The organism is Microbacterium sp. SL62 (genome assembly GCF_026672635.1).
GTDB classification, from domain to species: domain Bacteria; phylum Actinomycetota; class Actinomycetes; order Actinomycetales; family Microbacteriaceae; genus Microbacterium; species Microbacterium testaceum_A.
Map to the genome: position 1 here is coordinate 1,988,608 of NZ_JAPPRM010000001.1, position 22,550 is coordinate 2,011,157.

General features: G+C 70.4%; 20 protein-coding genes and 1 tRNA gene. 1 reads left to right on the forward strand and 20 read right to left on the reverse strand.

Annotated elements, in window-relative coordinates; translation table 11 throughout:
- The first annotated feature begins 1 nt into the window (after position 1).
- A complete protein-coding gene (locus OVA26_RS09460) occupies positions 2-433 on the forward strand; it encodes a hotdog fold thioesterase (protein WP_056232412.1) in 432 nt (143 codons plus the stop codon).
- 73 nt (positions 434-506) lie between these two features.
- On the opposite strand, the gene OVA26_RS09465 is transcribed toward OVA26_RS09460, so the two are convergent.
- From OVA26_RS09465 to metK, 20 genes are all read right to left on the reverse strand, one after another.
- Positions 507-1,127, reverse strand: a complete 621-nt coding sequence (locus OVA26_RS09465; protein WP_056231849.1) for an ANTAR domain-containing response regulator — start codon at positions 1,125-1,127, stop codon at positions 507-509.
- A 71-nt stretch (positions 1,128-1,198) separates the two neighbouring features.
- Positions 1,199-1,279, reverse strand: a tRNA-Leu gene (locus tag OVA26_RS09470).
- An 89-nt stretch (positions 1,280-1,368) separates the two neighbouring features.
- The gene (gene pyk / locus OVA26_RS09475) at positions 1,369-2,814 is read right to left on the reverse strand and encodes a pyruvate kinase (protein WP_268103948.1); all 1,446 of its coding nucleotides are present in this window, start codon (positions 2,812-2,814) and stop codon (positions 1,369-1,371) included.
- A gap of 54 nt (positions 2,815-2,868) precedes the next feature.
- Positions 2,869-4,335, reverse strand: a complete 1,467-nt coding sequence (locus tag OVA26_RS09480; RefSeq protein ID WP_074694921.1) for a glutamate synthase subunit beta — start codon at positions 4,333-4,335, stop codon at positions 2,869-2,871.
- Positions 4,328-8,905: a glutamate synthase large subunit gene (gltB, locus tag OVA26_RS09485; protein ID WP_268103949.1), complete on the reverse strand. Its 4,578-nt coding sequence runs from the start codon at positions 8,903-8,905 to the stop codon at positions 4,328-4,330. Before gltB ends, OVA26_RS09480 begins: the two co-directional genes overlap by 8 nt.
- Positions 8,906-8,957: 52 nt before the next feature.
- The gene (gene lgt / locus OVA26_RS09490; protein WP_268103950.1) at positions 8,958-9,986 is read right to left on the reverse strand and encodes a prolipoprotein diacylglyceryl transferase; all 1,029 of its coding nucleotides are present in this window, start codon (positions 9,984-9,986) and stop codon (positions 8,958-8,960) included.
- A 10-nt stretch (positions 9,987-9,996) separates the two neighbouring features.
- Positions 9,997-10,788 carry a tryptophan synthase subunit alpha gene (gene trpA / locus OVA26_RS09495; RefSeq protein ID WP_056231833.1) on the reverse strand — a complete coding sequence of 264 codons (792 nt, stop codon included), beginning with the start codon at positions 10,786-10,788 and terminating at the stop codon, positions 9,997-9,999.
- Positions 10,785-12,128: a tryptophan synthase subunit beta gene (gene trpB / locus OVA26_RS09500; protein ID WP_056231830.1), complete on the reverse strand. Its 1,344-nt coding sequence runs from the start codon at positions 12,126-12,128 to the stop codon at positions 10,785-10,787. The genes trpA and trpB overlap by 4 nt, the downstream gene beginning before the upstream one ends.
- Entirely contained in the window at positions 12,125-12,904 is a 780-nt protein-coding gene (gene trpC / locus OVA26_RS09505; protein WP_268103951.1) for an indole-3-glycerol phosphate synthase TrpC, read from the reverse strand. The genes trpB and trpC overlap by 4 nt, the downstream gene beginning before the upstream one ends.
- Positions 12,904-13,134, reverse strand: coding sequence for a DUF6704 family protein (locus OVA26_RS09510; RefSeq protein WP_056231824.1), 231 nt, complete (start codon positions 13,132-13,134; stop codon positions 12,904-12,906). Before OVA26_RS09510 ends, trpC begins: the two co-directional genes overlap by 1 nt.
- 104 nt (positions 13,135-13,238) lie before the next feature.
- Complete coding sequence (locus OVA26_RS09515; RefSeq protein ID WP_268103952.1) at positions 13,239-13,826, reverse strand: Trp biosynthesis-associated membrane protein; 588 nt, start codon at positions 13,824-13,826, stop codon at positions 13,239-13,241.
- Positions 13,826-14,164: a phosphoribosyl-AMP cyclohydrolase gene (gene hisI, locus OVA26_RS09520; RefSeq protein ID WP_268103953.1), complete on the reverse strand. Its 339-nt coding sequence runs from the start codon at positions 14,162-14,164 to the stop codon at positions 13,826-13,828. The genes OVA26_RS09515 and hisI overlap by 1 nt, the downstream gene beginning before the upstream one ends.
- Positions 14,161-14,925, reverse strand: a complete 765-nt coding sequence (gene hisF, locus OVA26_RS09525; protein WP_056231813.1) for an imidazole glycerol phosphate synthase subunit HisF — start codon at positions 14,923-14,925, stop codon at positions 14,161-14,163. The genes hisI and hisF overlap by 4 nt, the downstream gene beginning before the upstream one ends.
- Complete coding sequence (gene hisG, locus OVA26_RS09530; RefSeq protein ID WP_056231810.1) at positions 14,925-15,767, reverse strand: ATP phosphoribosyltransferase; 843 nt, start codon at positions 15,765-15,767, stop codon at positions 14,925-14,927. The genes hisF and hisG overlap by 1 nt, the downstream gene beginning before the upstream one ends.
- 46 nt (positions 15,768-15,813) lie before the next feature.
- Positions 15,814-16,077, reverse strand: coding sequence for a phosphoribosyl-ATP diphosphatase (locus OVA26_RS09535; protein ID WP_056231808.1), 264 nt, complete (start codon positions 16,075-16,077; stop codon positions 15,814-15,816).
- A gap of 44 nt (positions 16,078-16,121) precedes the next feature.
- Positions 16,122-16,793 (reverse strand): ribulose-phosphate 3-epimerase, encoded by a 672-nt coding sequence (gene rpe / locus OVA26_RS09540; RefSeq protein ID WP_268103954.1) that lies wholly within the window; start codon positions 16,791-16,793, stop codon positions 16,122-16,124.
- A gap of 125 nt (positions 16,794-16,918) precedes the next feature.
- Positions 16,919-18,289 (reverse strand): RsmB/NOP family class I SAM-dependent RNA methyltransferase, encoded by a 1,371-nt coding sequence (locus OVA26_RS09545; RefSeq protein WP_268103955.1) that lies wholly within the window; start codon positions 18,287-18,289, stop codon positions 16,919-16,921.
- Complete coding sequence (gene fmt, locus OVA26_RS09550) at positions 18,286-19,203, reverse strand: methionyl-tRNA formyltransferase (protein WP_268103956.1); 918 nt, start codon at positions 19,201-19,203, stop codon at positions 18,286-18,288. The genes OVA26_RS09545 and fmt overlap by 4 nt, the downstream gene beginning before the upstream one ends.
- A gap of 43 nt (positions 19,204-19,246) precedes the next feature.
- Positions 19,247-21,229 carry a primosomal protein N' gene (locus OVA26_RS09555; RefSeq protein ID WP_268103957.1) on the reverse strand — a complete coding sequence of 661 codons (1,983 nt, stop codon included), beginning with the start codon at positions 21,227-21,229 and terminating at the stop codon, positions 19,247-19,249.
- A gap of 61 nt (positions 21,230-21,290) precedes the next feature.
- The gene (metK, locus tag OVA26_RS09560) at positions 21,291-22,484 is read right to left on the reverse strand and encodes a methionine adenosyltransferase (RefSeq protein ID WP_056231786.1); all 1,194 of its coding nucleotides are present in this window, start codon (positions 22,482-22,484) and stop codon (positions 21,291-21,293) included.
- Between the last annotated feature and the right edge of the window lie 66 nt (positions 22,485-22,550).

Consider the following 22,550-nt stretch of genomic DNA (forward strand, 5'->3'; position numbering starts at 1 on the left):
GATGACCTCCACGACTCCCGACACGTCCCCCGGCCTCGACTGGGCGAAGGAGCGCGGCATGGGCGCCCTCGCCGAGAAGATGGGCATCGAGTGGGTCGAGTTCTCGGTGGAGCGCAGCGTCGCGACCATGCCGGTCGAGGGCAACACGCAGCCGGTCGGCCTGCTTCACGGCGGTGCGTACGTCGTCCTCGGCGAGTCGCTGGGCTCGATGGCGGCGAACCTTTACGCGGGGTCGGGCAAGCTCGCGGTCGGCATCGACATCAACGCCACGCACACCCGCTCGGCCACGTCGGGCATCGTCACGGGTGTGTGCACCCCGATCCACCTGGGCCGTTCGCTCACGGTGCACGAGATCGCGGTGTCCGACGAACAGGGTCGTCGGTGCTCGACCATCCGGATCACGAACATGATCAAGGACGCCCCCGCACGCTGACCGCCCCGACTCTCACGGCGGAAACGAGGAATGGATGCCACCTCAGTGGCATCCATTCTCGAGGAGGTCTCGCTCAGCCCTTCTTGGGGGCGAGCTGCTCGATGATCGCCTTGGCGACGTCCTGCATGGTGAGGCGGCGGTCCATCGACGCCTTCTGGATCCAGCGGAAGGCCTCGGGCTCGCTCAGACCCATCTTCTCGTTGAGAAGGCCCTTGGCCCGGTCGACGAGCTTGCGGGTCTCGAAGCGCTCGACCATGTCGGCGACCTCGGCCTCGAGCGTGATGATCTGCTCGTAGCGGGCGAGGGCGATCTCGATCGCGGGGAGCAGGTCGTTCGGGGTGAAGGGCTTGACCACGTACGCCAGAGCGCCGGCCTCGCTGGCCCGCTCGACGAGCTCCTTCTGGCTGAAGGCGGTGAGCAGCACGACCGGGGCGATGTGGTTCTTGCTGAGCTTCTCGGCGGCGCTGATACCGTCGAGCTGCGGCATCTTGACGTCCATGATCACCAGATCGGGGCGCAGCTCTGTCGCGAGCTGGACGGCGGTCTCTCCGTCGCCGGCCTCGCCGACGACGTCGAAGCCGTTGTCGCGGAGGATCTCGACGATGTCGAGGCGGATGAGCGACTCGTCTTCCGCGACGACGACGCGTCGGGGAGCGGCCGGAGCGCTGGCCGGAACGGCTTCTTGATCAGTCACGGAACCATCCTAAGTCTGCGGGGGCCAGAAGCCCCGGATCGCAGCCCCCATCACTCGGGTGCTGTCACGGGTACCGGTGGTGGGACTCGAACCCACACGTCTTTCGACAGAGCATTTTGAGTGCCCCGCGTCTGCCATTCCGCCACACCGGCAGGTGTTGCCCTCCCAACTTACCGGCGGCGAGACCGGGGTGGGAACGCGAAGACGCGCGCCGGGCGGACCCGGCGCGCGTCATCGAGGCTCAGACCTCTTTGTAGACGGGCGCTGCGCCGTGCACGGCGTCGCCCACGCGGTGGACGCGCAGGTCGTTCGTCGAGCCCGCGATTCCGGGAGGGGAACCGGAGATCACGACGACCTTGTCCCCCACCTCGGCCAGCTTGTGCGAGAGCAGGTACTCGTCGACCTGCAGGAACATCTTGTCGGTGTGCGACACGTGCTCCACCAGCGTGGAGCGCACGCCCCACGTCAGCGCGAGGCGACGGCGGATGCCGGGCTCGGGCGTGAAGGCGATCATCGGGATGGTCGAACGCAGACGCGACATGCGGCGCGCCGAGTCACCCGACTCGGTGAACACGCAGAGGAACTTCGCCTCGACGAAGTCGGCCACCTCGACAGCGGCGAGCGTGATGGCGCCACCCTGCGTGCGGGGCTTGTTGGTCAGCGGCGCGATGCGCTCGAGACCGTGCTCCTCGGTGGACGCGACGATGCGCGCCATGGTCTCGACGACCACGACCGGGTAGTCGCCGACGCTGGTCTCGCCCGAGAGCATGACCGCGTCCGCACCGTCGAGGACGGCGTTGGCGACGTCGCTGGTCTCGGCGCGCGTGGGGACCGGGCTGTTGATCATCGACTCGAGCATCTGCGTCGCGACGATGACGGGCTTGGCCATGCGGCGGGCGAGCTCGACCGCGCGCTTCTGCACGATCGGGACGGCCTCGAGGGGCAGCTCGACACCGAGGTCACCGCGGGCGACCATGATGCCGTCGAAGGCGTCGATGATCTCCTCGAGATTGTCGACCGCCTGCGGCTTCTCGATCTTCGCGATGACGGGCACGTAGCGCCCCTCTTCAGCCATGATCTCGTGCACGCGCTCGATGTCCTTGGCATCGCGGACGAACGACAGGGCGATGAGGTCGGCGCCGGCGTTCAGGCCCCAGCGGAGGTCCGCCTCGTCCTTCTCGCTCAGTGCGGGGACGTTCACGGCCACGCCGGGCAGGTTGATGCCCTTGTTGTTCGAGACCGGGCCGCCGACGATGACCTTGGTGGTCACGACGGTGCCGTCGGTCTCGACGACCTCGACACGGACCTTGCCGTCGTCGATGAGCAGGAAGTCGCCGGGGCGCACGTCCTGGGGCAGGCCCTTGAAGGTCGTGCCGACGATCTCTTTGGTGCCGAGGATGTCCTCGATGGTGATCTTGAAGATGTCACCGGGCAGCAGGTCGTGGGGACCGTTCTCGAACTTGCCGAGGCGGATCTTCGGGCCCTGCAGGTCGACGAGGGCCGCGACCGGGCGTCCGGCGTCTTCTGCCGCCTTGCGCACGTTGGCGAAGTTGGCGTCGTGCACGGAGTAATCTCCGTGGCTCAGGTTGAGGCGGGCGACATCCACACCGGCGTCGATGATGGCGCGAACCATCTCATACGACGACGTGGCGGGCCCGAGTGTTGCGACGATCTTGGCGCGTCTCATCCGGTTTCAAGCTCCGTGAAATTTTCGGGAAGTGGCCGATCGGCCCTTGCCAGCTTAGGCGGGCAGGAGGCCGATGGCGACATCGGTCGGGCGCACCGGCGCGGGCAGCACCGTCTCGCCCATGAGGAACGTGTCGACCTCGGCGGCGGCCGCGCGGCCTTCGGCGATGGCCCACACGATGAGGGACTGTCCGCGACCGGCATCTCCGGCGACGAACACCCCCGGGGTGGTGGTGGCGTAGGTCGCGTCGCGCTCCACGTTTCCGCGGTTCGTGAACTGCGTGCCGAGCTGGCTCTCGAGGTGCTCGCGCTCAGGGCCGGTGAAGCCCATCGCGATGAGGACCAGGTCGGCCGGGATCTCGCGCTCGGTGCCGCTCTTGGGGACGCGGCGGCCGTCGACGTACTCGGTCTCGGCGACGCGCAGCGCTCGCACCTCTCCCGCGGCGTTGCCGAGGAACTCCACGGTCGAGGCGAGGAACGTGCGCTCCCCGCCCTCCTCGTGAGCGGATGCCATCTCGAACAGGTTCGGCATCATCGGCCACGGCTGCTCGGCCGGACGCTCCGACGGGGGCTGCTTGCCGATCGCGAGGTTGGTGACGCTCAGCGCACCCTGGCGGTGGGCGGTGCCGATGCAGTCGGCTCCGGTGTCGCCACCACCGATGACGACGACGTGCTTGCCCTCGGCGGTGATCTGGTGCGGCACCTGGTCGCCGGCCACGGCCTTGTTGCCCTCGATGAGGTACTCCATGGCGTAGTGCACGCCGTCGAGGTCGCGGCCGGGGATGGCGAGGTCGCGCGGCACCGTCGAACCGGTGGCCACCACGACGGCGTCGTAGCGCGCCCGGAGGTCGCCCCACGAGACGTCCTTGCCGATCTCGACGCCGGCGCGGAAGCGCGTGCCCTCGGCCTGCATCTGCCGCAGGCGCAGCTCGAGGTGGCGCTTCTCCATCTTGAAGTCGGGGATGCCGTAGCGCAGCAGCCCGCCGATGCGGTCGTCGCGCTCGAAGACCGCGACCGTGTGGCCGGCGCGCGTGAGCTGCTGGGCGGCGGCGAGGCCGGCGGGGCCGGAGCCCACGACGGCGACGGTCTTGCCGGTCAGGCGCTCGGGCGGCTCGGGCTCGACCCAACCGTTGCCGAACGCCTCGTCGATGATCGAGACCTCGACCTGCTTGATCGTGACGGCCGGCTGGTTGATGCCGAGCACGCACGAGCTCTCGCAGGGCGCGGGGCACAGACGACCGGTGAACTCCGGGAAGTTGTTCGTCGCGTGCAGGCGCTCGATGGCCGCGCGGCCCTCGCCGCGCCACGTGAGGTCGTTCCACTCGGGGATCAGGTTCCCGAGCGGGCAGCCCTTGTGGCAGAACGGGATGCCGCAGTCCATGCAGCGACCGGCCTGGCGCTTGATGACGGCCGAATCACCCGGCTCGTACACCTCTTTCCAGTCCATGATCCGCACCGGCACCGGCCGGCGCTTGGGGAGCTCGCGCTCCGTGACCTTGAGAAAGCCCTTCGGGTCAGCCACCCGTCACCTCCAGAATGCGCTTCCAGACGACGTCGCCGTCGGGGTCGAGCCCCTCGGTGACCGCCTCCTGGCGGGTCTGCAGCACGGCGGCGTAGTCGCGCGGCAGCACCCGGACGAAGTTGTCCACCTCGGTCTCGAAGTCGTCCAGCAGACGACGGGCGAGGGTGGAATCGGTCTCTGCGACGTGCTTTTCGAGCAGGTCGCGGAGGATCTCGGCATCCCCCGATCCGAGGGCACCGAGTTCGAGCTCACCGGATGCCATGGCCTCGCGGTTCACGAGATCGCGGTCGAGCTTGTAGACGTAGGCCTGGCCGCCCGACATGCCGGCGCCGAGGTTGCGGCCCGTGGCGCCGAGGATCACGGCGAGACCACCGGTCATGTACTCGAGCGCGTGGTCTCCCACGCCCTCGACGACCGCCGTCGCTCCGGAGTTGCGCACCAGGAAGCGCTCGCCCACGACGCCGTTGAGGAACATCTGCCCCTGCGTGGCGCCGTAGCCGATGACGTTTCCGGCAATGACGTTCTCGGACGCCGCGAAGCTCGAGCCGCGCGGCGGACGCACGATGATCGTGCCGCCCGATAGGCCCTTGCCGACGTAGTCGTTGGAGTCGCCCTCGAGGCGCAGCGTGATGCCGGCCGGCATGAACGCGCCGAACGACTGCCCGGCCGAGCCGGTCAGACGCACGTCGATCGAGTTCTCGGGCAGACCGTGCTCGCCCCGCGCCTTGGTGACGTGGTGGCCGAGCATGGTCCCCACGGCGCGCGCGGTGTTGCGGATCGGGAGCTCGATCGTGAGCTGACCCCCGTGCGCGATGACGTCCTGCGCGCGCTCGATGAGCTGCACGTCGAAGTGGTCCTCGAGCTCGTGATCCTGGTTGCGCGCGTGGCGGCGCGGCTCGTCCTCGGCGAAGCGGGGTCCTTCGAGGATGGGCGCGAGGTTGAGGCCCCGGGCCTTCCAGTGCTGGATCGCCTCGTTGGCATCGAGCAGCTCCGCGCGTCCGACGATCTCGTCGATCGAGCGGTAGCCGAGGGCGGCGAGGTACTCGCGCACCTCTTGCGCGATGAACTCCATGAAGTTGATGACGTACTCGGCCTTGCCGGTGAAGCGCTCACGCAGCACGGGGTTCTGCGTCGCGACGCCCACGGGGCAGGTGTCGAGGTGGCACACGCGCATCATGATGCAGCCCGAGACCACGAGCGGAGCGGTGGCGAAGCCGAACTCCTCGGCACCCAGGAGGGCGCCGATGATGACGTCGCGACCGGTCTTCATCTGCCCGTCGACCTGCACGACCACGCGGTCGCGCATGCCGTTGAGCATGAGCGTCTGCTGCGTCTCGGCCAGGCCCAGCTCCCACGGGGTGCCGGCGTGCTTGAGCGAGTTCATCGGGCTCGCACCCGTGCCGCCGTCCTGGCCCGAGACCAGGATGACGTCGCTGAGCGCCTTGGCGACACCCGCGGCGACCGCACCGATACCCGACTGGCTGACCAGCTTGGTGTGGATGCGGGCCGAGGGGTTGGCGCGCTTGAGGTCGAAGATGAGCTGCTTGAGGTCTTCGATCGAGTAGATGTCGTGGTGCGGCGGCGGCGAGATGAGCCCGACGCCCGCGGTCGCGTGCCGCGTGCGCGCCACCCACGGGTACACCTTGGTCGGCGGCAGCTGACCGCCCTCGCCGGGCTTGGCGCCCTGCGCTAGCTTGATCTGGATGTCGTCGGCCTTGGTCAGGTACAGGCTCGTCACCCCGAAGCGACCGGATGCCACCTGCTTGATGGCACTGCGACGCTCGGGGTCGAGCAGACGGTCGACGTCTTCTCCGCCCTCACCGGTGTTGGACTTGCCGCCGATGCGGTTCATCGCGACGGCGAGAACCTCGTGCGCCTCTTTCGAGATCGAGCCGTAGCTCATCGCACCGGTGGAGAAGCGCTTGACGATCGCCGAGACGGGCTCGACCTCATCGATCGGGACGGCGGGTCGCGTTCCCGTGCGCAGGCCGAAGAGACCGCGGAGGGTCTTCAGCTCATGCGCCTGGTCGTCGATCAGCTGCGTGTACTCGCGGAAGATGTCGTACCGACGCTCGCGCGTGGCGTGCTGGAGGCGGAACACCGTGTCGGGGTTGAACAGGTGCGGGGCACCGTCGCGGCGCCACTGGTACTCGCCGCCGGTCCACAGGCGCTCGTGCGCACGGGCCGCTGCATCTTGCGGGTAGGCGTACTCGTGGCGCGCGGCGTTCTCGGCCGCGATGACGTCGAGGCCCACACCGCCGAGCTTGGTCTCGGTGCCGGTGAAGTACGCGTCGATGAAGTCGCGCGACAGGCCCACGGCCTCGAACACCTGGGCGCCGGCGTACGACGACACGGTCGAGATGCCCATCTTCGACATGATCTTCAGCACGCCCTTGCCGAGCGCGTAGATCAGGTTCTTGACGGCCTTCTCGGGCGTGATGTTGGTGATGAAGCCGGCGCGCACGAGGTACTCGACGGTCTCCATCGCCAGGTACGGGTTGACCGCCGAGGCGCCGTAACCGATGAGGGTCGCCACGTGGTGCACCTCACGCACGTCGCCGGCCTCGACCACGAGACCGACCTTCATGCGGGTCTCTTTGCGGATGAGGTGGTGGTGCACGGCCGCGAGCATGAGCAGCGACGGGATGGGAGCCAGGTCCTTGTTCGAGTCGCGGTCGCTGAGCACGATGAACTCAGCGCCGTCCTCGATGGCCTGGTCGACCTCGGTGCACATCTGCGTGAGGCGCTTCTGGAGGCCCTTGTGCCCGGCCTCGACGCGGTACAGGCCGCGGATCGTCACCGACGAGCGCCCGGGGAGCGCGGTGTCGATGTGCTGGATCTTCGCGAGCTCGTCGTTGTCGATGACGGGGAAGTCGAGCGTCACCGTGCGGGTGTGCTCGGGGCCCCAGTCGAGGAGGTTGCGCTCGGGGCCGAGGCCCAGCGAGAGCGAGGTGACGACCTCTTCGCGGATCGAGTCGAGCGGCGGGTTGGTGACCTGCGCGAACTGCTGCGAGAAGTAGTCGAAGAGCAGGCGCGGACGGTCGCTGAGCACGGCGACGGGTGCGTCGCTGCCCATGGCGCCGAGGGGCTCGGCGCCGCCCTGGCCCATCGGGGTCAGCAGGATGCGCACCTCTTCTTCGGTGTAGCCGAACGTGCGCTGACGACGCGTGATCGAGGCGATGGGGTGCACGATGTGCTCGCGCTCGGGGAGCTCGCTGAGCTTGACGCGGCCCTTGTCGACCCACTCGCCCCAGGGGTGGAGCGCGGCGAGGTCGGACTTGATCTCCTCGTCCTCGACGATGCGGCGCTGGGCCGTGTCGACGAGGAACATGCGACCGGGCTGCAGGCGGCCGCGGCGCTTGATGCGCTCGGGCGCGAAGTCGAGGACGCCCGTCTCGGAGCCGATGACGACGAGGCCGTCGGTGGTTTCGGTCCAGCGGCCCGGGCGGAGCCCGTTGCGGTCGAGGGTCGCGCCGACCAGCGTGCCGTCGGTGAAGATCAGGGCGGCGGGGCCGTCCCACGGCTCCATCTGCATGGAGTGGAAGTCGTAGAAGGCGCGCAGGGCGGGGTCGATCGTCGCCTGCTTCTCGTACGCCTCGGGGACCATCATCATGATCGCGTGAGGCAGGCTGCGGCCCGTGAGGGTCAGCAGTTCGAGGACCTCGTCGAAGGATGCCGAGTCGCTGGCGCCCTCGGTGCAGATCGGAAGCAGCGGGCGGACGTCGCCGATCAGCTCGGATTCGAGCTGCGACTGTCGCGCGCGCATCCAGTTGCGGTTGCCCTTGACCGTGTTGATCTCGCCGTTGTGCGCCAGCATGCGCAGCGGCTGCGCGAGCGGCCACGACGGGAAGGTGTTGGTCGAGTAGCGCGAGTGCACGACCGCGAGCTCCGAGGCGAAGCGCTCGTCCTGCAGGTCGGGGTAGAACGGCTCGAGCTGCAGCGTCGTGACCATGCCCTTGTAGCCGAGAGTCCGGCTCGACAGCGACACGAAGTACGCCTCGAGTTCGTGACGGGCACGCTTGCGCAGGCGGTACACGCGGCGGTCGAGAGCGATCCCGGACAGCGCCGGCTCGTCGCCGGTGGCCGGCCGCGAGACGAAGAGCTGCTCGAAGGCGGGACGCGCCTCGAAGGCCAGCTTGCCCAGGTTCTCGGGCTCGACCGGCACCTCGCGCCAGCCGAGGACCTGAAGGTTCTCGTGACGCGCGATCTCTTCGATCCCCGCCTTCATCGCGGCGCGCTCATCGTGACCGAGCGGCAGGAAGATCATTCCCGCGGCGTACTCCCCCACCGGCGGCAGGTCGAAGTCGACGACGGCACGCAGGAAGGCGTCGGGCATCTGGGTCAGGATGCCGGCGCCGTCACCGGTGCCCGCGTCGGACCCGATGGCACCGCGGTGCTCGAGGTTGCGCAGCGCTGTCAGCGCCAGATCGATGATGTCGTGTCCGGCCTCGCCGCGGAGAGTGGCGACCATGGCGAGGCCACAGGCGTCTTTCTCGAACGACGGGTCGTACATTCCCTGGCGGGCGGGGAATGCGCCTCCGACGGTGTCGGAACGCAGGCTGGAAGCCATATCAACCGTCCTCACGTTGATGCTTCGAATGGGACGACGTCGGCCCAGAGTGTTAGTTCGTGGCGGGGCTGCTTGTGGCGCTGGTGCCGACGGTGTCGCTCGTCGCGGGCGGCTCGCTCACGTCGACGAAGTCAGAGGGGTCGCCTGAGTCTACAGCCCCCGAAGCCTTCGACTCGCGCCCGGGTACGTAGGGCGAGGGCTCGTAGCCGTGGTGACGGCGCGACTGCACGACGAAGATCACGATGCCGAGGATCACGCCGAAGATGGCGGCCCACACGTTCGTGCGCAGCCCCAGGATGATGTCGCTCGGGTCGACGCGGATCGACTCCCACACGATGCGACCGGCGGAGTACCAGACGAGGTAGATCGCGAACTGCTTGCCCCACTGCAGGGTGAAGCGCGTGCCGACGTACAGGATGACAGCGGCACCCAGGAGGTTCCAGATGACCTCGTACGCGAAGGTGGGGTGGAAGAGCGTGCCGGCGGGCAGGCCGACCGGAATGGCGGGGTTTCCCGCAGCGATCTCGAGGCCCCACGGCAGGTCGGTGGGCTGACCGAAGAGCTCCTGGTTGAACCAGTTGCCGAAGCGCCCCATGGCCTGGGCGATGATGAGGCCGGGCGCCAGCGCGTCGGCGAAGGTCCAGAAGCGGATGCCGGTCCACTTGCACCCGAGGACGGCGCCGATCGCGCCGCCGATGAGGGCACCGTAGATGGCGATGCCGCCCTCCCAGATGGCCCACACCGTTCCCGACTGCCACTTGAAGCCGCCGTCGAGAGTGAACAGAATCCACGGGTTCGAGCCCGGCCCGAAGTAGAAGCCCAGGTGCGTGACCACGTGGTAAATGCGGGCCACGACGATCGCGAGGGGCACCGCCAGGAGGCAGATGTCGATGACGACCCACTTCTCGGCGCCGCGACGTGTCAGGCGGGCGTTCGTCAGGAAGATCGCGACGATGATGCCCGCGACGATGCACAGGGCATAGAAGTGGATGCGGAGCGGACCGAGGTCGACGTACGAGATGGTCGGGCTCGGGATGCTGGCGAGCACGCCGGAGGCGGCGCTCGAGAGGGCGAACGTCATGGGTTCGAGTCTAGGCGCGCTGCGCGGTGCCCGCAGACAGCTCCCGCGCGAGGGTCGACAGGCCGTCGACGCCACCGTCGCGGAGCGCCTTGACCAGTGCCGTCCCCACGATCGCTCCGTCGGCGTACTCCGCGACTCCGGCCACCTGCTCGGCGTTCGAGATGCCGATGCCCACGCACGCGTGCTCGGCGCCGAACGAGCGCAGGCGCTCGACCAGGCTTCGCGCGGCGGCGTCGAGAGAGGCGCGCTCCCCCGTGATGCCCATGGTCGAGACGGTGTAAACGAAGCCTGTGGAGGCCTCGACGATCATCTTCAACCGCTCGTCCGACGAGGTGGGGGCGGCGAGGAACACCCGGTCGAGGCCGGTGCGCGTGCTCGTCTCGATCCACTGGGCCGCGGCATCCGGGGTCACATCGGGCGTGATGAGGCCCGCACCGCCCGCGGCGACGAGCTCGTCGGCGTATCGGTCGACGCCGTACTGCTCGACGAGGTTCCAGTACGTCATGACGAGGATCGGCACGTCGGTGCGCGCGGTGACCTCGCGGATGATCGTGAATAGGTCGCGCATGCGGAACCCGTTCGCGAGCGCCGTCTGGGTCGCCTCTTGGATGACCAGGCCGTCCATCACCGGGTCGCTGTAGGGCGGGCCGAGCTCGATGACGTCGGCTCCGGCCTCGGCCAGCGCGACGGCCGCCTCGATGCTCGTGGCGACGTCGGGGAAACCGGCGGGGAGGTAGCCGACGAAGGCGCCACGGCCCTCGGCGTGGGCGGCCTCGATGGCCGCCGAGACGCGAGAGGTCACAGCTCGACTCCCGCGCCGCTGGCCGCGTCCGGAGCCGGGGTCACGTCGACGGGCGAGCCGGGGGCGGATGCCACGGTCTCGGCCGCTCGCGTCTGCGGGGCGCCCTCGGGGCCCTCCGGCGCGTGTTCGGCGTCGTAGAGGTCGAAGTAGCGCGCTGCGGTGTCCATGTCCTTGTCGCCGCGACCGGAGAGGTTGATGGCGATCACGGCATCCGGACCCAACTCGCGACCGATGCGCAGGGCTCCGGCGAGGGCGTGGGCCGACTCGATGGCCGGGATGATGCCCTCGGTGCGCGAGAGCAGACGCAGGGCCTGCATCGCCTCGTCGTCGGTGGCCGGGATGTACTGCGCGCGGCCGATGTCGGCGAGCCACGCGTGCTCGGGACCGACGCCCGGGTAATCGAGGCCGGCCGAGATCGAGTGCGATTCGGTGGTCTGGCCGTCTTCGTCCTGCAGCACGTAGGTGCGCGCGCCGTGCAGGACGCCGGGGCGACCCCGCTCGATCGAGGCCGCGTGCTTGGGGGTGTCGACGCCGTCGCCGGCCGCCTCGACGCCGTAGAGGGCCACGCCCTCGTCGTCGAGGAACGCGTCGAACATGCCGATCGCGTTGGAGCCGCCGCCGACGCACGCGAACACGGCGTCGGGGAGGCGGCCGAGGCGCTCGAGGAACTCGGCGCGGGTCTCTTCGCCGATGATCTTCTGGAAGTCGCGCACCATCGCCGGGAACGGGTGCGGGCCCGCGGCGGTGCCGAAGATGTAGTTGGTCGTCTCGACCGAGGCGACCCAGTCGCGGTAGGCCTCGTTGATCGCGTCCTTCAGGGTGCGCGAGCCGGTCGTGACGGGGATCACCTCGGCGCCGAGGAGGCGCATGCGGGCCACGTTGAGGGCCTGGCGCTCGGTGTCGACCTCGCCCATGTAGACGACGCACTCGAGGCCGAACAGGGCCGCGGCGGTCGCGGTGGCGACGCCGTGCTGACCGGCACCGGTCTCGGCGATCACGCGCGTCTTGCCGAGGCGCTTGGTCAGCAGCGCCTGGCCCAGCACGTTGTTGATCTTGTGCGAGCCGGTGTGGTTGAGGTCTTCGCGCTTGAGGAAGACGCGCGCGCCTCCGGCGTGCTCGGCGAAGCGCGGCACCTCGGTGAGCACCGAGGGGCGGCCCGCGTAGTCGTGCAGCAGCGCGCGCAGCTCGGTGTGGAACGCGGGGTCGGCCATTGCCGACTCGTAGACCGCGGTGAGCTCGTCGATCGCGGCGATGAGCGATTCGGGCATGAAACGCCCGCCGAAGTCGCCGAAGAACGGCCCCTTCTGATCGCGCAGGTTCTGGGTGGGAGCGGTGGTCATGACGTCTCCTGGAGGAACGCGCGGAGCGTGGCAACGGGGTCGCCGGTGACGAGGGCCTCGCCCACAAGCACGACGTCGGCACCCGCCGCGCGGTAGTGCGCCACATCGGCGGGGGCGAGGACGGCCGATTCGGCGATCTTCACGGCATCCGCGGGGAAACGCTCGACCAGCGAACCGAACAGGTCGCGGTCGAGCTCGAAGGTCGAGAGGTTGCGGGCGTTCACGCCGATGAGCTTCGCGCCCAGCTGCGACGCACGCTCGAGCTCGTCGGCCGAGTGCGTCTCGACGAGGGCGGTCATGCCCAGGTCGGTGACGAGCCCGTAGAGCTCGGTGAGCGTCTTCTGGTCGAGGGCCGCGACGATCAGCAGCGCGAGGTCGGCCCCCGAGGCGCGGGCCTCGAGCACCTGGTAGGGCGTCGCGATGAAGTCCTTGCGCAGCACCGGGACGCTCACGGCCGACCGAACGGCTTCGAGGTCGGCGAGGCTGCCCTTGAACTTGCGTCGCTCGGTGAGCACGGAGATCGCGGACGCACCGCCCTCTTCGTACAGGCGCGCCTGACGGGCGGGGTCGGGGATCGCCGCGAGGTCTCCGCGAGACGGGCTCGCGCGCTTCACCTCGGCGATGATCTTCACGCGGTCGCCGGGGGCGAGCATCGCCAGCGCGTCGCGCGCCGGCGTCTGCGCGAGAGCATCTCGTTCGACCTCGGCGAGGGGTCGCGACTGCGCGCGCTCCTCGGCGTCCTCAACCGCTCCGGCCGTGAGATCGGCCAGCGCCATCAGTGGGCCTTCGGGTTGGACTTCGCGCCGTTCGCGCCGTAGCCGGCCTTGGTCATGGCCCAGCCGACGATGGCGCCGACGACGAGCAGACCCACCGAGGCCCACACCATGACGGGCATGTCGAGCCAGAAGAACAGCGTGCCGAGCGTGAACGCGACGAGCATGATGATCACGGCCGTCCAGGCGGCGGGCGAGTGTCCGTGGCCGGGGTCGCCGATGGGGTTGCTCATGGGGCTCCTTACAGTCGCGCGCGAGCGCGGGGGAAAGCGTCCGTTCAGTCTACCGAAGCGGGGGTGCGCTCCCGGCGCCGACGTCTCGATGTCGCGAGGTTCGCTCAGGCGGTGGGGTCGTCGCCGCGCGAGAGGTCGTCCCACGAGTCGATCGCGTCGTGCGGGCGCCCCGTGGCGGTGCGCGCCTCTTCGGCCGTGCGGTACTTGCGGCTCGCCCCGGAGGCCCAACGGCGAGCGGTGACGAGAGTGAAGAGGGATGCCGCGAACAGAACGACCTGAGCGATGAGCGTCACCGCCGCCCACGGGGTCAGGGACAGGCCCGAGACGAGCGAGGCGACGGCATCCGTTCCCGAGATGCCCGTCGCGTCGGTGACGGTCGCCGCCGTCGCCGAGACGGGAGTCGAGAACAGGATCTGAACGGTCCCGAAGCCCACGAACGCCGCGATGAGCACCCCCAGCGCGCCGAAGACATAGCGCAGCACCGGACCGACGATCGAGAGGGCGGCGCCCAGGGCCAGGGCCGCAAGGCTCAGCGGAGTGAGCACCGGAAGCGCCTCGGCGCCCGGGACGGCCAGCGTCTGCTGCGCGCCGTCGTCGAGGGTGACGTCGATCCACGTCTGCGTCGAGGCGATGACCCCGATCGCTCCGGCGAGGAGCATTGCGAGGACCGCCGAGGAACGCGCGCGACGCATCAGCGCTCCCCCACGACCGGGTGCAGGTCGTCGGCGTCGAAGCAGGTGTGATCGCCCGTGTGGCACGCGGCGCCGATCTGGTCGACCTCGATCAGCAGGGTGTCGCCGTCGCAGTCCAGGCGCGCTCCCTTGACCAGCTGGATGTGGCCGGAGGTGTCGCCCTTGCGCCAGTACTCCTGACGCGAACGCGACCAGAACGTCACGCGGCCCGTGGTGAGAGTGCGGTTGAGGGCCTCGGCATCCATCCACCCCATCATCAGCACCTCGCGCGAGTCGAACTGCTGGATGACCGCGGCCACGAGACCGTCGGCGTCGTACTTCACACGGTCGACGCTCATCGGCGCACCTCGATCCCTTCGGCGGCCATGGCGTCTTTGACCTGTCCCACGGTGAGCTGGCCGGAGTGGAACACCGATGCCGCGAGCACGGCGTCGGCGCCGGCCTGCACGGCCGGGGCGAAGTGCTCGAGAGCGCCCGCCCCGCCCGAGGCGATCACGGGGACCGCGGCGACCTGACGCATGAGGCGCACGAGCTCGAGGTCGAAGCCCTGCTTCGTGCCGTCGGCGTCGATCGAGTTGACCAGCAGTTCGCCGGCTCCGCGCTCGACCGCCTCGCGCGCCCACTCGAGGGCGTCCAGGGTCGTCTCGGTGCGGCCGCCGTGAGTGGTCACGACGAAGCCCGAGGGGGTGGATGCCGCCCGCTTGACGTCGAGCGAGAGCACGATCACCTGCGCGCCGAAGCGGTCGGCGATCTCGTCGATCAGAGCAGGTCGTGCGATCGCGGCGGAGTTGACGCCGATCTTGTCGGCACCGACCGCGAGCAGGCGCGCGACGTCGTCGCTCGAGCGCACTCCCCCGCCGACGGTGAGCGGGATGAAGACCTGCTCGGCCGTGCGGCGCACGACGTCGTAGGTCGTGGAGCGCTCGTCGACCGTCGCCGTCACGTCGAGGAAGGTGACCTCGTCGGCCCCCTGCTCGAAGTAGAGCTTCGCGAGCTCGACCGGATCGCCCATGTCGCGCAGGTCGAGGAAGTTGACGCCCTTGACGACGCGGCCCGCGGCGACGTCGAGGCAGGGGATGACGCGACGCGCGAGGGTCATCAGAGCCTCGCGGCGAGGATCTCGGTGACGAGGATCGCGCGCGCGCCGATCGCGTAGAGGGCGTCCATGACCTGGTTGACGTCGCGGCGCGGGCTCATGACCCGCACGGCCACCCATTCGGGGTCGCGGAGTGGCGAGATCGTCGGCGACTCCAGGCCCGGGGCCACGGCGACGGCCTGCTCGATCAGGTGAGCGGGCAGGTCGTAATCGATCAGCACGTAGGTGCGGGCGGCGAGCACGCCGCGCAGGCGGCGCAGCAGCGTCTCGGTGCCCTCGGCCTCCTGGGGACCGGCGATCAGCACGGCGTCGGACTCGAGCAGCACCGGCCCGAAGATCTCGAGACCGGCCTGGCGCAGCGTGGTTCCGGTCGAGACGACGTCGGCCACGGCATCCGCCACTCCGAGCTGCACGGCCGATTCGACCGCCCCGTCGAGGGGAACGATGTCGACGGCGATGCCGCGCTCGTCGAGGAAGGCGTCGACCAGGCCCGGGTAGGCCGTCGCGACGCGCAGACCCTCGAGGTCGGCGATGTCGGTGAAGCGACCGGGTCGACCGGCGAAGCGGAACGTCGAACCGGCGAAGCCGAGTGACTCGACCTCGCGGGCGCCGGGCATGCGGGCATCGAGCAGCAGGTCGCGGCCGGTGATGCCGACGTCGAGTGCACCCGAGCCGACGTAGGTCGCGATGTCACGAGGACGGAGGTAGAAGAACTCGACCTCGTTCACGGGGTCGACGGTGTACAGGTCTTTCGAGTCGCGACGTCCGGTGTAACCGGCCTCCGAGAGCATCTCGGCGGCGGTCTCGGCGAGCGACCCCTTGTTCGGCACGGCGATTCGCAGCATGACGGGGGCTTTCGTGTTGTGTGAGCGTGGGGAGGGCGAGCGCGGCTCAGAGATGTCGGTAGACGTCCTGGAGCGACAGGCCCTTCGCGAGCATGAGCGTCTGCAGGTGGTAGAGCAGCTGCGAGATCTCTTCGGCCGCGGCCTCGTCGGACTCGTACTCGGCGGCCATCCACACCTCGGCGGCCTCTTCGACGATCTTCTTGCCGATGGCGTGCACGCCGGCATCCAGCTGAGCGACGGTGCCGGAGCCGGCGGGTCGCTCGACGGCCTTGGCGCTGAGTTCCGCGAACAGGTCGTCGAAAGTTTTCACGGTTCCAGGGTATCGGGTCGGCGGGGGTGGGGCTGTCCGCGGGCTCAGTGGCGGTGGCGGGCGGCCGAGGCGCGCAGCGACTGGATCGCACGGTCGGGGTCGTCGGCGCCGAACACCGCGGACCCCGCGACGAACGTGTCGGCCCCGGCCTCGGCGGCCTGGGCGATCGTCGATTCGCCGATGCCGCCGTCGACCTGGAGCCAGACGCTCGATCCCCGGCGCTTCGCCTCGTCGGCGAGCGAGCGCAGCTTCGGCATGGTCTCGGGCATGAACGACTGCCCCCCGAAGCCCGGCTCGACGGTCATGACGAGGATCTGGTCGAACTCGTTCAGCGAATCGAAGAGATTCTCGACCGGCGTCCCGGGCTTGACGGCCACCCCGGCGCGGGCGCCGATCGCGCGCAGCTGCCGTGCGAGGGCGACCGGCGATGCCGCGGCCTCGAGGTGGAAGGTGACGGATGCCGCACCCAGCTCGGCGTACGCCGGAGCCCACCGGTCGGGGTCGTCGATCATCAGGTGCACGTCGAGCGGCACGGGGCTGGTCTCTTGGATGCGGCCCACCATCTGCGGTCCGAACGTGAGGTTCGGCACGAAGTGGTTGTCCATCACGTCGACGTGCACGAAGTCGGCGCCGGCGATGCGCGCGAGTTCGGCCTCCATGTTCACGAAGTCGGCGGCGAGGATGCTCGGGTTGATGCGCGGGGCGTCGGTAGGCACCCGACCATTATGGGCGCGCGGGTCGCCTGCGCCGATCGCGTGAAGGGTCAGAAAGTGTCGCCGGGAGCTCGTCCAGGCGACAAGAACTGACCCCTCACGCGGTTTTTCGACGGGAGGGGCGCCGCTCAGCGCTTGCGCAGCAGGGCGATCGACATCGCGTCGGTACCGTGGCGGTGCGGCCACAGCTGGGCGCGGAGCGACCCGTCGGCCTGATCGGGTAGGTCGATCTCGTCGTTCGCGATCGCTCGGACCACCGCGCGGGCGTCGAGTTCTTCGGCCGCGTCGCCGAGTGCGCGCTTGACCTCGGCCAGCACGCCCGAGGTTTCGGCCAGGTGCGGCGAGCACGTGACATAGGCCACGACTCCCCCGGGCTTCAGCGCCTCGAAGGCCGCGAGCACGAGCTCCTGCTGCAGGGCGGTCAGGTCGGGCACGTCGGCCGGCGTCTTGCGCCAACGCGCTTCGGGACGGCGTCGGAGGGCGCCGATGCCGGTGCACGGCGCGTCGACGAGGATGCGGTCGTACTCCCCCGGCATGCGGGCCGCGCGCTCGCGCCCGTCCTCTTCGCTCACCTCGACCTCGAGGGGCACGGATGCCACGGCTTGGCGCACCAGCCCCGCTCGAGCCGGGGCGATCTCGTTGGCGTCGAGGGTCGCCTCATGGGCGAGCGCTTCGGCGGCGAGGAGCGCGGTCTTGCCGCCGGGGCCCGCGCACAGGTCGAGCCAGCGCTCGCCCTCGCGCACCGGGAGGGCGCGGCTGAGGGCGAGAGCGGCGAGCTGCGACCCCTCGTCCTGCACGCGGATCGTGCCGCCGGACGAACGGATGAGCCCCTCGGGGTCTCCCCCGCGGGTGGTGAACGCCGTCGGGGCGTAGCGCGTGGGCGTTGCGTCATCGGGCACCTCGGCGAGACCCGGCAGGGCGATCATCGCGACGCGCGGGGCGACGTTGTCGGCCTCGAGCAGCCCCTCGAGTTCGTCGGCGCGTCCCTCGGCGGTGAGGGCGCGGCGCAGGGCCCGCACGATCCACACCGGGTGCGAGGTGGTGAGCCCGATGCGCTCGTCGTCGCTGCGCGCGGCGGTGGAGATGGTCTGCATCCACTGCCCCGGATTGTCGCGCGAGACGCGACGGAGCACCGCGTTGGCGAAGCCGGCGGCCCCTCGGCCCCCACCGTGTCGCCGCGCGAGCTCGACGGACTCGTTCACCGCGGCGTGCGAGGCGACGCGGGTCGACAGCAACTGGTGCACGCCCAGGCGGAGGGCGTCGAGGACGGCCGGGTCGATGCGGTCGACCGTGCGGTCGGCGGCCGCGGCGATGATGGCGTCGTAGGTGCCCCGGCGGCGAAGGGTGCCGTACGTCAGCTCGGTCGCGAGCCCGGCGTCCTTGGCATCCAGCTTCTGTCGGCCGATCGCGTGCGGCAGCAGCAGGTTGGCGTAGGCCTCGTCTCCCGAGACGGCGCGCAGCACCTCGTAGGCCACGGCACGGGCTCCCTGCACGGTCATGATCCGAGCTCCGGCTCGTCGGTGCGCAGGCCTCGGAACCAGTCGCTCGCGTTCATCGCTCCCTTTCCGGCGGGTTGCACGGTGTCGAGGCGCAGCGGCGTGGTGCCCGTGCCGACGACGACGTCTTTTCCGGATGCCGTGACCCGGCCCGCCGGTAACGGCGGCGCATCGGAGGGGGCGGCGCGCAGCACCTTGAAGCGCGCTCCGTCGAAGGTGGTGTGCGCGCCGGGTTCGGGCGTGACCCCGGCGATCTGGTGCAGGAGGGTCTCGGCATCCCGGGTCAGGTCGAGGGCACCGTCGTCGAGGGTCAGCTTGGGGGCGAGGGTCGGTTCGCCCTGCTGCGGAGTCGCGACCGCCGAGCCGTCGGCGATGCCGTCGACCACGCCCGCCAGCAGCGGAGCGCCGATCTCGGCGAGGTCGTCGAGCACCGTGGCCGAGGTCGCCCCGGCGGGCACCTCGTAGCGCTCCTCGGCGAACACGTCTCCGGCGTCGAGCGCCGCGACGAGCTGGAACACGCTCGCGCCCGTGACCGCATCGCCCGCCATGAGCGCGCGCTGCACGGGAGCCGCACCGCGCCAGCGTGGGAGCAACGAGAAGTGCAGGTTGATCCAGCCGTGCGCGGGCGTCGACAGCAGCGGCTCGCGCACGAGCCCGCCGTACGCGACGATCACCCCGAGATCGGGCTCGAGTTCCGCGATGCGGGCGGTCACCTCGGCGTCGAGACGGTCGGCCTTGATGACCGGGATGCCGAGCTCATCAGCGACGTGTGCAACCGGCGAGGGGGTCAGGACGCGCTTGCGCCCCAGGGGCGCGTCGCTTCGGGTGATGACGGCGGCGATCTCGTGCGGACCTGCCGCCAGAGCGCGGAGCGACGGGACGGCGACAGCGGGTGTGCCGGCGAAGACGAGGCGCATGGGTCTCCTCAGACTCGGGGAAGCGGACGGGTGCGTGACCCGGTCACAGGTCGGGCTCGGGGATGTCGAGGCGGACTCTGAGCGTACTGCGCGGCCTGGGGCCGCGATCCTTGCGCGATTTGCGCGCGCGCAGGGCGTCGGCGATGACCCCGGCGCGCAGGGCCTCGGCCACGGCGCGACCGTGCGCGTAGTCGAAGCGCACCAGGGCGCGCGAGGTGGACGTGTCGGGGTCCGTCGACGTGTCGACGGGGCCGAGGATCGCCATCGGGTCGAGATCCGGGACGCTGTCCCGCAACGACTCCAGTAGGACATCGACGCTCCGGGCGTGTCCGTCGACGCTGGCGACGCGCACCGCCGGGGGCATTCGGAGGGGCGCGCGATCGACGAGTTCGGCACGGGCGTAGGCCGGCTGGGTCCAGGTCGCCAGAGCACGCGCGACGGGACCGGCGACGCCCACGAGGTGAACCGGGGCGCCCGGGGCCGCTAGGGCGGCGGCATGCGACCACCAGCGCAAGCAGTGCTCGCCGATGCGGAGGGCCTCGTTCTGCAGCATCCGGTCGCCGTCGAGCAGGATCACGGCGCGGTATCCGCCCCGGGCGAGGGGTTCGGCGCCCCGGGTGGCGATCACGAGCGCGGGGACGCCGTCGACCTCGGCGACGGGATGGGCGCCGTCGGCGACGATCACGCGCGTGTTCGGGAAGGCGCGACCGAGCTCGTCGGCCGTGCGCTCGCTTCCCGACGACGCCATGCGCAATTTGGTCGACGAGCAGTGACCGCAGGCCCAGGCGTGGGCGCTGCGACCGCACCAGGCGCAGACGGGCGTCGCGCCGGGGCGGGCCGCCCGAAGGGGACCGGCGCAGTGCGGGCAGCGCGCGGGTCGACGGCAGTCGGCGCACACGAGCGAGGGGGCGTACCCCGGGCGGGCGACCTGCACCAGGACGGGACCGCTCCGCAACGCCTCGCGCGCGGCGGCGAACGCCGACGAGGGCACGCGCGACTGCCGCTGCTCGCCCTCGCGTGTGGCGCTCAGGACCACACGGGGGCTCGGCCGCCGCGTCTGCGGAATGTCGCGGACGTACCCGACGTCGACCAGGCGCTGCACGTCGGTCGTTCGCGTGTGTCCCGCGAAGAGCAGGGCGGAGCCCTCGATCTCTTGGCGCACGAGCGCGGCGTCGCGCGCGTGCACGCCCGGCGCGAGGGGCTCGGCGAGCAGGGTGTCGCCGTCGTCCCAGATCGCGACGAGACCGGTGTCGTGTGCGGGAGCGTAGACACCCGATCGGCGTCCGACGACGATGCAGGGCACCGGCGCGAGGGTGCGCAGGTACTGGGCGTAGCGCGCGGGACCGGACTGGTCGGAGTCGTCGCGCACGATGGCATCCGGGCTCACGAGCTCGCCGAGTGCGGCGAGGAGCTGTGCCTGGTCGCGGTAGTCGGGAACCACGAGGACGGCGCTGCGCCCACGGGCGAGGGTGTGCACTGCGGCGGCGGCGAGGAGATCGGCCCATGCCCCGCGCGGGAGTTCGGGATGCGGGTGGGGAGGGGCGTCGAGGGCGATCCGCTCCCCCGCGTCAAGGGCGGCCGCGAGACCCGCGTAGGGGGCGAGCAGCGCGGCGGCCCGTTCGGACGCCGCCGGGACGACCTCGTGCGCCACGGGCGCGGGGGCTGCGGCCCAGGCCTTCTCGGCGCGCACCATGCGTTTGGGGACCGCCAGGCGCAGCACGTCGCTCACCGACCCCGCGGCCCGATCGGCGACGCGGCGCGCGAGGGTGTAGAGGCGTTCGGGCAGCACGGGCATGGGAGAGACGACCGCTTCGACCGCCGACAGCGGGCGTTCGGTGCCGTCATCGGGCACGACCTCGATGACGAAGGCGTCCATCATGCGACCGGCCGAACGCAACGGCACCTTCACCCGCACGCCGGGTGCGATGTCGGCGACGAGCGGATGCGGAACGGCGTAGTCGAACAGCCGATCAAGCTGCGGGACGGGCGACTCGAGTTGCACGCGCGCCACACGACGCTCGCTCACGTGATCCTCCCCCGGGTGCGGTGGCCATCAGTGGTGCCGGGGCGCACTCCCCCACGCACTCTCAGAGCCCGGCAGCGGTACGCAGATCGTCGACGCGGTCGGTGCGTTCCCAGGTGAAGTCGGGCAGCTCTCGGCCGAAGTGGCCGTAGGTCGCCGTCTGCGCGTAGATCGGGCGCAGCAGGTCGAGCTGGTCGACGATCGCTGCCGGGCGCAGGTCGAACACGTCGCGGATCGCCTTCACGATCACGTCGTCGGCCACGTGCGCGGTGCCGAACGACTCGACGTACAGGCCGACCGGATTGGCCTTGCCGATCGCGTACGCGATCTGCACCTCGAGGCGGTCGGCGAGACCCGCGGCGACGGCGTTCTTCGCGACCCAGCGCATGGCGTACGCGGCCGAGCGGTCGACCTTGGACGGGTCCTTGCCGCTGAACGCGCCGCCGCCGTGCCGCGAGGCGCCGCCGTAGGTGTCGATGATGATCTTGCGACCGGTGAGGCCGGCGTCGCCCTTGGGGCCGCCGATGACGAAGGGACCGGCCGGGTTGATGTAGTACTTCACGTCGGGCAGTTCGAGCCCCGTCTCGGCGAGCACCGGGTCGATGACCGCGGCCTGCACCTCGGCGCGCAGGTCTTCCTGCGAGATGTCGGGGTGGTGCTGCGTCGACAGCACGACGGAGTCGACCGTGCGGGGGACGTGCCCCTCGTAGCCGAGCGTGACCTGGGTCTTGCCGTCGGGACGCAGGAATGGCAGCGAGCCGTCTTTGCGTACGGATGCCAGGCGCTCGGCGATGCGGTGAGCGGTCCAGGCGGCCATGGGCATGAGCTGCGGGGTCTCGTTGGTCGCGAAACCGAACATGATGCCCTGGTCGCCCGCACCCTGCAGGTCGCGCGGATCGACGGAGCCGCGCTCGCGCTGCTCGAACGCCTTGTTGACGCCCGCGGCGATGTCGGACGACTGCGCGCCGATCGACACGCTCACCCCGCACGACTCGCCGTCGAACCCGGTGTCGCTCGAGGTGTAGCCGATGCGGTTGACCACGTCGCGCACGATCGCGGGGATCTCGACGTAGGCGCGGGTGGAGACCTCGCCGGCGACGTGCACGAGACCGGTGGTGACCAGCGTCTCGACGGCCACGCGACCGGTGGGGTCGTCGGTGAGGATCGCGTCGAGGATGCTGTCGGAGATCTGGTCGCAGATCTTGTCGGGATGTCCTTCGGTCACGGACTCGGACGTGAACAGGCGCAGGTCGGTCAAGACGACTCCGGGAGGATTGAGGGCTGGGGACGGGCACAAGTATGCCCCGGGCGGCGGTGGGCCGCC

Bases quoted from the DNA above. Each gene is read 5' to 3' on its own strand.
- lgt (WP_268103950.1), bottom strand. From the start codon at position 9,986: ATGACGTTCGCCCTCTCGAGCGCCGCCTCCGGCGTGCTCGCCAGCATC.
- hisG (WP_056231810.1), bottom strand. From the start codon at position 15,767: ATGCTGCGAATCGCCGTGCCGAACAAGGGGTCGCTCGCCGAGACCGCC.
- OVA26_RS09510 (WP_056231824.1), bottom strand. From the start codon at position 13,134: ATGAGCAACCCCATCGGCGACCCCGGCCACGGACACTCGCCCGCCGCC.
- gltB (WP_268103949.1), bottom strand. From the start codon at position 8,905: ATGGCTTCCAGCCTGCGTTCCGACACCGTCGGAGGCGCATTCCCCGCC.
- OVA26_RS09460 (WP_056232412.1), top strand. From the start codon at position 2: ATGACCTCCACGACTCCCGACACGTCCCCCGGCCTCGACTGGGCGAAG.
- hisI (WP_268103953.1), bottom strand. From the start codon at position 14,164: ATGAGCGTCGACCGTGTGAAGTACGACGCCGACGGTCTCGTGGCCGCG.
- hisF (WP_056231813.1), bottom strand. From the start codon at position 14,925: ATGACCCTCGCGCGTCGCGTCATCCCCTGCCTCGACGTCGCCGCGGGC.
- OVA26_RS09545 (WP_268103955.1), bottom strand. From the start codon at position 18,289: ATGACCGTGCAGGGAGCCCGTGCCGTGGCCTACGAGGTGCTGCGCGCC.
- OVA26_RS09515 (WP_268103952.1), bottom strand. From the start codon at position 13,826: ATGCGTCGCGCGCGTTCCTCGGCGGTCCTCGCAATGCTCCTCGCCGGA.
- fmt (WP_268103956.1), bottom strand. From the start codon at position 19,203: ATGCGCCTCGTCTTCGCCGGCACACCCGCTGTCGCCGTCCCGTCGCTC.
- trpB (WP_056231830.1), bottom strand. From the start codon at position 12,128: ATGACCACCGCTCCCACCCAGAACCTGCGCGATCAGAAGGGGCCGTTC.
- trpC (WP_268103951.1), bottom strand. From the start codon at position 12,904: ATGGCGCTGGCCGATCTCACGGCCGGAGCGGTTGAGGACGCCGAGGAG.
- pyk (WP_268103948.1), bottom strand. From the start codon at position 2,814: ATGAGACGCGCCAAGATCGTCGCAACACTCGGGCCCGCCACGTCGTCG.